This is a genomic window from Massilia genomosp. 1 (assembly GCF_011682185.1).
In the GTDB taxonomy this organism is placed as follows: Bacteria; Pseudomonadota; Gammaproteobacteria; order Burkholderiales; family Burkholderiaceae_D; genus Telluria_A; species Telluria_A rubra.
In genome coordinates, this window is the sequence record NZ_WHJF01000148.1 from 1 (window position 1) to 10,818 (window position 10,818).

Below are 10,818 nucleotides of genomic sequence, written 5' to 3' on the forward strand. Positions count from 1 at the left end.
CCTTTTCCGCGGCGGAAAGCTTGGAAAGATCTGGAAGGGGGCGCAGTTTTGTCATGATCAGCATCATGGACCGATTTCAAGAAACGAACAACTCTGGCACGTGCTCGCTCAGGCTAAACAGTTACGACGATTGCAAGCTATTCTTGCTCGTGATCGTCGACGACATATGCCAGAAACCGCTCGAGGTTGACAGCTGTGCAGGGTCCGCTGGATTGTCGATTTAACACGAAGAGAAAAAGATGAAAAAGAACGCCAATGCCGAAGACCTGCCGCACTTCTTGCTGGCGCTGGAGGAGCATCACCGCACCGGCGCTAATACAGTGTGCTGCGATAGCTGCCATTCTGCGATCAGGTTCCATGAGCGTGGAACAGTGATCTTTCACGAGTGCGACTGTGGCAGATTCACTGGCACCCTGCGCGGTCTGTGATGATCACCGTACATAAAGTCCGCTCTAGTTAGTCATCGCGCCCCGTGCAGGCAAAGCGCGCCTGATACTGACTGGGCAGCACCCCCAATTGCGCCGCAAACGCGCGGCGCAAGTTGTACTCCGTGCCATGGCCGCTCTGGCGCGCCACCTGCTTGACCATCATGCCGGGCTGTTCGAGCAGCATGCAGGCCACCTCCAGACGCAGGCGCGCCAGCAGTTGCGCCGGCGTCAAGCCGGCTTCCTCGCGCAGCTTGCGGTACAGCGACCGTACCGACAATGCGCAAGCACTGGCCATCTGGCCGATGTCCACCGGCTGCGCCAGGCGCGGACGCAGCCAGGAGGTCAACTGGGCGCTCACGCCCAGCGGGTGCGATTGCGCCAGCAATTCGGAGCTGAACTGGCGCTGCCCACCCGGCCGCTTCAAAAACAGGACCATGCGTTTGGCGACGGCCAGCGCGGCGTCACGGCCCAGGTCTTGTTCGACCAGGCTCAGTGCCAGGTCCATGCCGGCGCTGATGCCGGCCGAGGTATGGAATTTGCCATCCCTTACGTGGAGCGCATCGTCCATCACCGTCAGTGAAGGATGCTCGCCGCGCAGCGCCGCCACGTCGGCCCAGTGCGTGACCACGCGGCGTCCGTCGAGCAGGCCCGCGCGCGCCAGCACAAAGCTTCCGGTGCAGACCGAGCAGCAACGCGCGGCAGTGGCGCCCGCATCCGCGACCCAGTCGAGCGTGACGCGACCATCGGCCTGCGCAGCGCACGGTAGGGCCTCGACCCGGCCGCCCGAGACGATCAAGGTTGCGCCGTCCAGGTCGGGACCGGGCAAGGGCGCCGCCAGCAGGGCGACGCCCGATGATGACGTGACCGCGCCGCCGCCGGCGGCGACCAGGTGGATCCGGTAGGGTGGTGCCCGGCCGGCGTCGCGCGCCTCGTCGTTGGCACTGGAAAAGACCTGGACGGGTCCGGTCGCGTCGAGCAGCAAAAAGTTGGGGAAAACCAGGAGCCAGATATCGACAGTGGCAGCAGATGCGTTCATATTGGCAAATATTCAACCATGCTAGACATTTCTGTCAAGAATAATTCATATAAGATCCGCGCTCCCACATTCGACCGATGATCTTCCATGCCCATCAAGCTTTTCAGGACCGGCGCCCGCCACGGCGCCATTGACTTCATCGTCGCCGCCATTGGCTGCGCGCTGGCCGGCAACGCGCTTGCGGCCACTGTGCCGCTTCCCTACGGATGCGAAATGGCAAGCAAGGCCAAGCCGGCGCCGGCAGCAGCAGTGGTTGCCCAGCCCGTCTTTCCGCCAGTCCAGGTGCAGGTGCGCACGCCGGTCCAGCCGACGGTGCTGCCAGGCGCGGGGCGCAATTACTTGTTGTACGAATTGCATTTACAGAACTTCTCGGCGGAAGCGGTGACGGTGCATGGCATCGAGATACTCGACGCGGACCAGCCGGCGTCCACCCCGGTAGCCGAGCTCAAGGAAGCGCAGGTGGCGACCAGCCTGCGCCAGGTGACGATTGGCGATAACCCGGTCAATCTCCAACGCCTGGGCGTGGGGCAGGGCGCCGTTGCCTTCCTGTGCCTGGCGTTCGACGCCAAGGTCGCGGTTCCCGCAAGGCTCAGGCATCGGGTATTGCTCGACAAGGCCGTGGCGGACGGTCCCGCGATCGACACGCGCACCACGCCGATGCCGGTGCTGGGGCGTCCACTGGTCGGAACCAACTGGACGCCGGGTAACAATCCGAGCCTGCACTCGCATCACCGGATGGGCTTGTGGGTGGTCGACGGCGCCGCGCAGATTTCGCGGCGCTATGCGATCGACTGGAAGAAGTTCGACGCCCGGCGCAAACCATATTCCGGCGACGCGCGTGACGTGCGCGCCTACTACGCCTACGGCCAGAAGGTGCTGGCCGTGGCGGACGGTAAAGTGGTCACCGCGCGCGACGGCTTTCCGGACAATATCCCAAAAACCGAGGCAGGATTCGAGGCGGCGCTGCCGGTCACCCTGGACACCATCGGCGGCAACCAGATCATCATTGACCTGGGCAATGGGCAGTTCGCCGCGTATTATCATCTGCAGCCGGGCAGCGTCGGCGTCAAGGCCGGCGACCGGGTGCGGCGCGGCCAGTTGCTGGCGCGCGTCGGCAACTCGGGTGACGCGCGTTGGCCGCACCTGCACTTCCAGGTGACGGACAAGGCCGACGTCATGGCCAGCGAGGGCTTGCCCCAACTTTTCGACAGCTACCGGATCAAAAGCGGCGACCAGGAATGGGAAACGCGCACCAGCGAGTACCCAATGGGCGATGTCGTCGTCGACTTCGGCCCGGATACGGCGGACAAGTAGCCGCATGCGCAGCGCTGTTCTGGCCGAGAGGCGCTATGCGAGGCGCTATGCGACGCGCTAGCCTGAATGTTTCATGAACTGCCAGTGCGTTGCTGGCTGGACGATACGAAACCTCGTCGGCAGTGTTTTCGATGGTCGCGGGTAATGGATGCCCTACCCGATTGAACGGGACATCGAATGGAGCGGTATGCGGTTGAAGGTTGGCGGGTTGGTGGTCAGTTCTCGGCAGACCGGACGTGGCTTGCTCAGGACGAGTTGAGGGACCTGGCCGGTGTCGACAGGTACAGTCGTTCGGTCAAGGTCCGGAGCAGATGTTTGGCCGGACAGGCGCTCGGAAGGTGAAGGACGATCTTGTTCTTGTACTGCCTGACCTGCACGGCGATTTTGAACAGTTTGGCAATGACCGTTGATGGCTGCGCCTGCGACAGCGCGGTATGCCGCAGCCCTTCGGTACGCAGTTGCTGATGCAGGATGTAGGCCGCCGCGTGCAGCAACAAGCGCATGCAATTGGCGAGAAAGCTGGTGCAGGAAGTACGGTCGGCGGCGAGGTCATCCTTGAGATGCTTGATGTAATTTTCGGCCTGACCTCGCGCGCAATAAATATCCTCGTACAACATGCCGGCATCGAGTCCTGGCAGCGAGGTCACGATGAAGCGCGTGTTCTCGCCAAGCGCCATGACCTCGGCCTTGAGCAGCACGCGCCAGGCCTTTGGCCACGAGCGCGCCTTGTAAGTAAATTCATCGAACAGACGCACCGCATTGGGCACCAGGTCCTGTGATTGCGCAGCCACCCACCGGTCGATGGCGCGAAGTCTGGTCGGCTCGGCCATCGCAAGGAGCTTGGTGTTGCAGGCGAAACCAAAAATGAAGTCCATGTTCGACATCCCATCGATCAGGCTCATTAATTCAGGGCCACTGAAGTGTCCGTCGCCACGTACGAGAATATGCGTATCGGGGAAGTGCTGACGAATCCGCTTCAGAACGCGCCGCATGATCATCGCGTTCTCTTCGCCAAATGGTCGCCTTCCGGGGCGCAGCACCGCCGCGATCAAGCCGCCCGACTGACCGTCGAAAATCATCAGCGGCAAATAGCAGGTCGAACCATAGTGGTGGTTGTAGAACGCCAGCGGCTGCTGGCCGTAGCACGCATCCTCGGAGTGATCCAGGTCGAGAATCAAGCTCTTTGGCGGGCTGGCGAAGTTGGCAATGAACTGTTCGACCAGGGCCTCGCTGACGCGATAAATATCCTGGCGGCTTGCGGCGTGTTCAAAGCGCGAGATCGTCGCTCCCGATGCCAGCGCGGCGGCGGCGTCAAACGGCGAACGGGCCGCGCCAAGCTTGAACATCGGGTCGTGGCGCAGGCTGTTCGCGTCGTTGCCGTCCTCGTAGCCACAGCCGATTTGATAGATGCGCTGCGTCAGAAGATCGTGATACGAATGGCTGATGTAACTCTGATGGCGGCGGTCCGGCAGGGCTGCGGCGAGGCGCTTGGTCAATCCAATCTGCAGGTCGACACCGCGCAGTAAAAGTGGTCCGAGATCGGACGACAAGCCCCCGCCGGCGAAATCGGCGCGAACGCTATGGGCAGGAATGGATGCAAAACGAAGCTGCTCTGAGGTAGAATTCATGTCGGGCAAGGTGTGTTCGTGTTGATAGGGTAGGTTTCTAGATAACTCCCATTCTATCAATCACTTACGGCATTCTTGCCCTTTTTTATGCAAAATTCAGGCTAGACGCACCAAACCAGACGGCTGCGCCGTCCGCGCTCTTGACCCCGCCCTGAAGGGCGAGGTTTGCCGCGCAACCGATCAACTTTGATACCGACAAGGCCGCCATCCGCCCGGACGGCAAGCCGGCGGTCGATGAAATCGCCGCGCTGCTCAAGAAAGAAACCGCGCTGCACCTGTCGGTCGAAGGCCACACCGACAACGTGGGCGACAAGGCCCGCAACAAGACCCTGTCGCGCGAGCGCGCCCAGGCGGTGGTGCAGGCCCTGGTCAGCGACGGCATCGACGGCACGCGCCTGAGTTCCGCCGGCCACGGTTCGGACAAGCCGCTGACCGATAACAACAGCGACGAGTCGCGCGCCAAGAACCGCCGTGTCGAGCTGGTCAAGGTGGCAAGGGGATAATGCCCGGCGGGGGGCGCCCAAGCGCGCCTCTTGCGGGAAGTTCGGGCGATCGCTGGCGCCTCTTTGACTAAAACGATAATTCGGTCAAAATAGCGCCTCGATCAATCCTGACAAAACAAAAGAACCCCATGCTCAATCGCTATGTAAAACCGTTGTCCTGTATGGCCATCACCCTGTTGCTGACGGCATGCGCGGCTAGCGGCCCTAAATTTGCGTCCGTGAAGGACGCGATGCCCGCCGTGGCGGAGAACACCGGACGCTTGTTTTTTTACCGTGAATACGCAGCGTTCGGCTCGGGCATGCGTCCCGATATCTTTGCGTGCGGCGCCAAGGTAGGGGAGTCCATTCCCGGCGGCGTGTTCTACGCCGACCTGCCGGTTGGCGAGTGCGAGATCGCCATCCCGTCGGTCATGTATCCGGGCGAGCGCAAAATGATGGTGACCGTCGGCACGCCGAAGGTCCAGTATTTCCGCACCTGGATGGGTGCATCGAGCTTCGGCGGGCGCACCAATATCGAAGCGGCGACCGAAGAAGCCGCACTGAAGGCAATACAAGACCTGGCGCTCACCAACGAGAAAAAGAACTGAGGCCTTTCCCCCGCCCCGGGATCGTCCGCGCCGTCCCACTTTTCGGGAGCTGTTTCATGAGACGCACGCATCTTTCCATGACGATGGCAGCGCTGCTGCTGTCGTTCTCTCCGGCCTGGGCGCAAGAAAAAGTCGCGCCGCCCCAATCGCCGCCCGGCGCCGACAAGGCGCCCAAGACGCGCGCCCTCGAAGCCGGCGCCAAACTCTTGCAGAGCAACAGCCCGGTGGCCGGTTTCGATATCTACCTGGTCGGCTTTCATCCCATGAAGGACCATCCCGGGCACCAGATGGAAGCGCATCATTACTGCCACCAGATGAACGAAGATTTCGCCCAGTGCGTCCTGTTCGACAGCAACACCAGCAAAGCCAATATGCATGGCGTCGAGTACATCATTTCGGAAACCTTGTTCGCGACCTTGCCCGCCGAAGAAAAGACATTCTGGCATCCGCACAACGGCGAAATCCTCAGCGGCCAGCTGATGGCGCCCGGCATCCCCAAGGTGGCCGAAAAAGCGCTGATGAAGTCCAAGATGAATAGCTACGGCAAGACCTGGCACATGTGGAACACCGGTCACATGGGCCAGCCCAACGACAAGTTGCCGCTGGGCGAGCCAATGCTGGCCTGGTCCTTCAGCCGCGACGGCGAAGCGCAGCCCGGCCTGGTCGAAGAGCGCGACCGCCGCATGAAGCTCGATACCGCCGCAACGCGCAAGGACCGTGCCGACCTGACCAAACTGGCCAAGCCGCAGGCGGGCACGGACGACCTGAAAGGCAAGTTCGCCCGCCCCACGCGCGAGATTGCCGGCGTGACCAACAAATAGACGCGCCGCGGACCGCGGCAGCGACGGCGTCAAGGCAGGGCGGATAGAGTGGCCGCATGCCCTATACTGGCAAAGCCACCCACGCCGTCGCACCCGCGCAGGCGGGCGCCCAAGTTCCCTGCCGAGCCCATGACCAATTTCCGCACGCCGCCCGCGTCACCCGATCCCCTGCTCGACCTGAAAGAGCGCTTGGACTGGCATGGCGGTCGCGTCCGCGAAGCGACGGTGCGCGAATGCGGCAGGCTGTCCGACCCGCGCGTGCTGGCGTTGCTCGCGCCCCGGCTCAACGACTGGGTGCCCCAGGTGCGCGACGCCGCGCGCGAGGCGATGATGTCACTGGTCGAGCGCATGCCCGCCGCCGCCTTGCTGGCCATCCTGCCGCGCGTGCAGCATCTGCTCAATGCAGGCAGGACCGATCACCGCGCCTGGGTCGATGCCTACGAACAGGCATTGATCCGGGTCACCGGCGTATCCGCCTTGCTGCAAGGCGTGCAAGATGCCGATTGCCACCTGGCGCGTACACGTTTCCATCTGTTGCGCCGGCACGCCATGTGTACGCCCGCCGACCTGGTGGGCGCCATCGGCCGCAACTGGAACGATGTGATGCTGGCCGCGCAGGGCGTGCGACTGTGCATGCAATTGCCGCCGGATCAGCGCAACGCCTTGTGCCGCAAGGCGCTCGCCTCGCCCTTCAGCAGCGTGCGAACGCTGGCGCTGCAAGCCATGCTCGAAACCGATAACGCGGACAGCCTGGCGGCCGCGCATGCCGCCTTGCTCGACTTCAACGAATCGGTGCGTGCCGTGGCCAAGCCGTTCATGGCGCTGCACGGCGTCGACCTGCGCGATGTTTACCGCAAGGCGGCGCGCCGGCCGGAGCGGAACGCGATCGAGGTGCGCACCGCGCTGGCGGGCCTGGCCAGCCTGCGCGACCCGGCCGACCTGGCCTTCATGCAATCGTTCACCACGCACGCCAGCAAGTCGGTCCGGGCCGAAGCCTTGATGGCCTGGCTGCAGCATGCGCCCGGCGAGAAGGATGACATCGCACTGGCGGCGCTCATGGATGCCTCGCGCACGGTGCGCAAGCTGTCCTTGTACCTCGTCTGCAGACGTGGCGCGTTCATGCCGATGGCCCTGGTCAAGGCGCGCCTGGCGGCCACCGGCGACGCCGCCATGCTGGCCGACTTTGCCCGGCGCCTCGGGAAGTCCTAAGCTTAGGAAGCGGCCCGTCAGGCCGGCGTCCAGCGCAGGCTGAGCGCCCAGAACACGGCCGCCAGCGCGCTCACCCCGGCCCCGAGCCAGCACACCCCGGTCCAGCCGGCGGCGGCGTACATGGCCGTTGCCGCCAGCGCCCCGGCGCCGCTGCCGACCGCGTAGAACAGCATGTAGCAGCCCACCAGGCGGCTGTGCGCGTCCGGGCGGCTGCGGAAAATCATGCTCTGGTTGAGCACCTGGATCGCTTGCGCGCCGATATCGAGCAGCACGATGCCCAGCCCGAGCAGCCACAGCGAGCGATGCAGCAAGCCGAGCGGCAGCCAGGCCAGCACCAGCAAACCGAGCGCAATGCCGGTGGCGCGTTGCCCGAGGCCGCGGTCGGCCCAGCTGCCCGCCTTGCCGGCCGCCAGCGCCCCGGCCACGCCCACCAGGCCGAAGGCGCCGATGGCGCTGTGCGACAGGGCGAACGGCGGCGCGCTCAGCGGCAGCACCAGCGCGCTCCAGAAAATGCTGAACGCCGCGAACATCAGCAGCGCAATCACGCCACGGATCTGCAGCATCCTTTCGTGCCGCAGCAACGCCAGCATCGACAGCAGCAGCGCGCCGTACGACAAGCTTGGGCGCGTGCGCGCCTGCGCCGGCAGCGCCGTCCACAGCAGGGCCGCCAGCGCCAGCATGGTGGCGGCCGCCAGCAGATACACCCAGCGCCAGCCGGCTGCGTCGGCCACCACGCCCGCCAGCACGCGCGCCAGCAGCAGGCCGATGACGACCCCGCCCTGCGCCGCGCCGACCACGCGCCCGCGCTCGGAGGCATCGGCCGCGCTGGCGGCGGTCGCGATCAAGCCCTGCGTCATGGCGGTGCCGAGCAGGCCGACGGCCAGCATGCCGGCCAGCAGCAGCGCCGTCTGGCACGCCATCGCCACGCACGCCAGCGCCAGCGCCAGCAGCACGGCCTGGACCAGCATCAGGCGGCGCCGGTCGAGCCGGTCGCCGAGCGGCACCAGCATCAGCAAGGCCACGATGCTGCCGGCCTGGGTGGCCGTGATCACCCCGCCGATGGTCGCCGGGCTGATCGCGAAGTCGGCGGCCAGCGAACCGAGCAAGGGCTGGGCGTAGTACACATTGGCCACGCTCAAGCCGCTGCCGCACGCAAACAGCGCGACCAGCCGGGGCGGCACGCGCGGCGCCGCAACGGCGCCTGGAAAGAGGGGTATCATGGTCATCCTAAACTGGTTTTAAATTGAAACTCGTTGAAGTGTAAGGATTTGGGTTTTAAAATGCAACTAGTTAAGCGCAAAGAGGGACGCCGCAACGATGGCCAAACGTAAAAGCATGAAAGCCGACCCCTGCCCGGTGGCGCGCGCGCTCGATGTGATCGGCGAGCGCTGGTGCCTGCTGGTGGTGCGCGACGCCTTCGATGGCGCGCGCCGCTTCGGCGACTTCCAGCGCCGCCTGGGGGTGGCGCGCAATATCCTGGCCGACCGCCTGCGCGTGCTGGTCGAGGCCGGCGTGCTGGCCGTGCAGCCGGCGGCGGACGGCACGGCTTACCAGGAATACGTGCTCACCGCCAGGGGCGAGAGCCTGTTCCCGGTGATCGTCGCACTGCGCCAGTGGGGCGAACAGCAACTGTTCGCGGGCGGCGAGGCGCACTCGCAACTGCTCGACCGGCACAGCGGACAGGCGCTGGCGCCGATGCTGCCGCGCGCCGCCGACGGCCGCCTGGTGGACGCCGCCGGGACCCTCGTCAACAAGCTGGCCGACAGCGCCGCGTAGGTGTTGTCACCCTGTTCAAGCTGCTAGCTAGCAAGGGTTTGATTGAGCGAGATCAAACCCGCGACAGCCTCCAAAAGTAACCTTGGCATATGTCAGGCGCCCCGGCGCCGCTAACGCCAACTTGTTATGTCGTCGCAAAGGAATCGCCATGAAACTGAGCTCCCATCCCGTCGTTCCCGCCCAAACCTGCCGCCACGGCGCCCTGCGGAGCCTGGCGCAATGAGGCGCTACACCATCACCCTGGGCGCCACCACCAGCGCCGGCGGGCGGGTCGTCTCGGCCAGCGGCAGCGGCTGCATCAACGGCGTGCCGATCGCGCTCGAAGGCGATCTGGTGGCCTGTCCCGCATGCAAGGCGACCGGGCGCATCATGTGCATCGGCCCGCGCATCCCCGAAATGTCGGACGGCAAGCACGTCGCGCTCGAAAACGACCTGTGCAACTGCCGCTGCTCGCCCCTGCCCAAGCTGCTGCCGGTGCAGATCATGCGCAGCCAGGTGCTCAAGGATACCGGGCGCGCCCTGTCCAACAGCGACAGCCTGCCGCCGCGCGCCGCGCGTGAGGGCGCGCGCGGTCCGCGCTTCAACGAGCGCTTCGTGCTGCTCGACGAAGAAACGGGCGATCCGCTGGTCCACAAGGAATACGCGGTGGTGCGCGCCAGCGGCCAGCTCGAATTCGGCACCTCCGACGGCAAGGGCTACACCCACTTGCTGTCGACCACGACGATGGCCGAATCGGTCGAACTCTTTGTCTAGGAAGCCGCATGAGCGCCACCCTCATTTCGCCGTCCGGCGCCGTCCTGCATCACCGGGCGCGCCTGAGCACCACGCCGGCTGACGAGGCCGAAGCCAAGACAGTGCGCATCCGCCTCGAAAAAGCTGGCCGCCTTGAAGAAAACCGGGTCTACCTGAAGCAGCCCAACATCCGGGCCTTCCTGCGCGCGATGTGCCACTGCCTGGGCGGCGGCGTCGATTTTCTCGACGGCGCCATTCGCGGGCGGCGCAACGACCCGTGGCGCTTCACCGACTTTTCCACCCATCCCGGTGCGGGCCACAACGGCATGTGTACCGCCGCCGGCCTGTACCGCATCACGCGCGAAGTATGGCAAGAGGTGGGCGCGCGCATGGACCTGTCCGACTTTTGCGCCGAGACACAGGAACTGATCGCGGTCGACGTGCTGCGCGAGTTAAGCGTGCTGGGCAAGATCCAGGCTGGCGATATCGACGCCACGCTGGTGGCCGCCGCGACCTGCTGGCCGGGGCTGCCCAGGACGCCGGGGAGCCAGGCGCGCTTTGCGGCGCCGGACGCGGCCTACGAGAGCTTCATGCAAAAGTACGGCGAATGCGGCGGCGCCATTGCGGCGCGCGCCGACCAGGGTTTGCCGCCGCCGCGCCGCTAGCCTGAATTTTGCACAAAAAAGGGCAAGAATGCCGTAAGTGATTGATAGAATGGGAGTTATCTAAAAACCTACCCTATCAGCACGAACACACCTTGCCCGACATGAATTCTACCCCAGAG

13 protein-coding genes are annotated in these 10,818 nt (G+C 64.8%); 10 read left to right on the forward strand and 3 right to left on the reverse strand.

Annotation, left to right across the window (positions count from 1 at the left end; translation table 11 throughout):
- Together F1735_RS35880 and F1735_RS30685 are read left to right on the forward strand one after the other, a co-directional pair.
- Positions 1 to 190: hypothetical protein (locus tag F1735_RS35880; RefSeq protein ID WP_222853121.1), on the forward strand; the 190-nt coding region annotated here is incomplete at its 5' end.
- Between the two features lie 49 nt (positions 191 to 239).
- Positions 240 to 428 carry a hypothetical protein gene (locus F1735_RS30685; protein ID WP_167240448.1) on the forward strand — a complete coding sequence of 63 codons (189 nt, stop codon included), beginning with the start codon at positions 240 to 242 and terminating at the stop codon, positions 426 to 428.
- 28 nt (positions 429 to 456) lie between these two features.
- On the opposite strand, the gene F1735_RS30690 is transcribed toward F1735_RS30685, so the two are convergent.
- Positions 457 to 1,464 (reverse strand): GlxA family transcriptional regulator, encoded by a 1,008-nt coding sequence (locus tag F1735_RS30690; protein ID WP_167240449.1) that lies wholly within the window; start codon positions 1,462 to 1,464, stop codon positions 457 to 459.
- Between the two features lie 87 nt (positions 1,465 to 1,551).
- On the opposite strand from F1735_RS30690, the gene F1735_RS30695 reads away from it, so the two are divergent.
- Positions 1,552 to 2,778, forward strand: a complete 1,227-nt coding sequence (locus F1735_RS30695) for a M23 family metallopeptidase (protein WP_167240450.1) — start codon at positions 1,552 to 1,554, stop codon at positions 2,776 to 2,778.
- Positions 2,779 to 3,023: 245 nt separating this feature from the next.
- On the opposite strand, the gene F1735_RS30700 is transcribed toward F1735_RS30695, so the two are convergent.
- A complete protein-coding gene (locus F1735_RS30700; RefSeq protein WP_167240458.1) occupies positions 3,024 to 4,406 on the reverse strand; it encodes an IS1380 family transposase in 1,383 nt (460 codons plus the stop codon).
- 179 nt (positions 4,407 to 4,585) lie between these two features.
- Here F1735_RS30700 and F1735_RS30705 point away from each other — a divergent pair, with 179 nt between their 5' ends.
- The 4 genes from F1735_RS30705 to F1735_RS30720 all read left to right on the forward strand — a co-directional run bounded on the left by F1735_RS30705 (position 4,586) and on the right by F1735_RS30720 (position 7,526).
- Positions 4,586 to 4,909, forward strand: a complete 324-nt coding sequence (locus F1735_RS30705; protein ID WP_167240459.1) for an OmpA family protein — start codon at positions 4,586 to 4,588, stop codon at positions 4,907 to 4,909.
- A gap of 128 nt (positions 4,910 to 5,037) precedes the next feature.
- Positions 5,038 to 5,496 (forward strand): hypothetical protein, encoded by a 459-nt coding sequence (locus tag F1735_RS30710; protein ID WP_167240451.1) that lies wholly within the window; start codon positions 5,038 to 5,040, stop codon positions 5,494 to 5,496.
- Between the two features lie 56 nt (positions 5,497 to 5,552).
- Positions 5,553 to 6,317: an OBAP family protein gene (locus F1735_RS30715; protein ID WP_167240452.1), complete on the forward strand. Its 765-nt coding sequence runs from the start codon at positions 5,553 to 5,555 to the stop codon at positions 6,315 to 6,317.
- 129 nt (positions 6,318 to 6,446) lie between these two features.
- Positions 6,447 to 7,526, forward strand: a complete 1,080-nt coding sequence (locus tag F1735_RS30720; RefSeq protein WP_167240453.1) for a hypothetical protein — start codon at positions 6,447 to 6,449, stop codon at positions 7,524 to 7,526.
- 17 nt (positions 7,527 to 7,543) lie between these two features.
- On the opposite strand, the gene F1735_RS30725 is transcribed toward F1735_RS30720, so the two are convergent.
- Entirely contained in the window at positions 7,544 to 8,746 is a 1,203-nt protein-coding gene (locus tag F1735_RS30725; RefSeq protein WP_187364401.1) for an MFS transporter, read from the reverse strand.
- 97 nt (positions 8,747 to 8,843) lie between these two features.
- Between F1735_RS30725 and F1735_RS30730 the strand changes: the two genes are divergently transcribed.
- The 3 genes from F1735_RS30730 to F1735_RS30740 all read left to right on the forward strand — a co-directional run bounded on the left by F1735_RS30730 (position 8,844) and on the right by F1735_RS30740 (position 10,699).
- Positions 8,844 to 9,302 carry a winged helix-turn-helix transcriptional regulator gene (locus F1735_RS30730; RefSeq protein ID WP_167240455.1) on the forward strand — a complete coding sequence of 153 codons (459 nt, stop codon included), beginning with the start codon at positions 8,844 to 8,846 and terminating at the stop codon, positions 9,300 to 9,302.
- Positions 9,303 to 9,521: 219 nt separating this feature from the next.
- A complete protein-coding gene (locus F1735_RS36950; protein ID WP_167240456.1) occupies positions 9,522 to 10,055 on the forward strand; it encodes a PAAR domain-containing protein in 534 nt (177 codons plus the stop codon).
- Positions 10,056 to 10,063: 8 nt separating this feature from the next.
- Complete coding sequence (locus F1735_RS30740) at positions 10,064 to 10,699, forward strand: glycoside hydrolase family 104 protein (RefSeq protein ID WP_167240457.1); 636 nt, start codon at positions 10,064 to 10,066, stop codon at positions 10,697 to 10,699.
- Positions 10,700 to 10,818 lie beyond the last annotated feature (119 nt).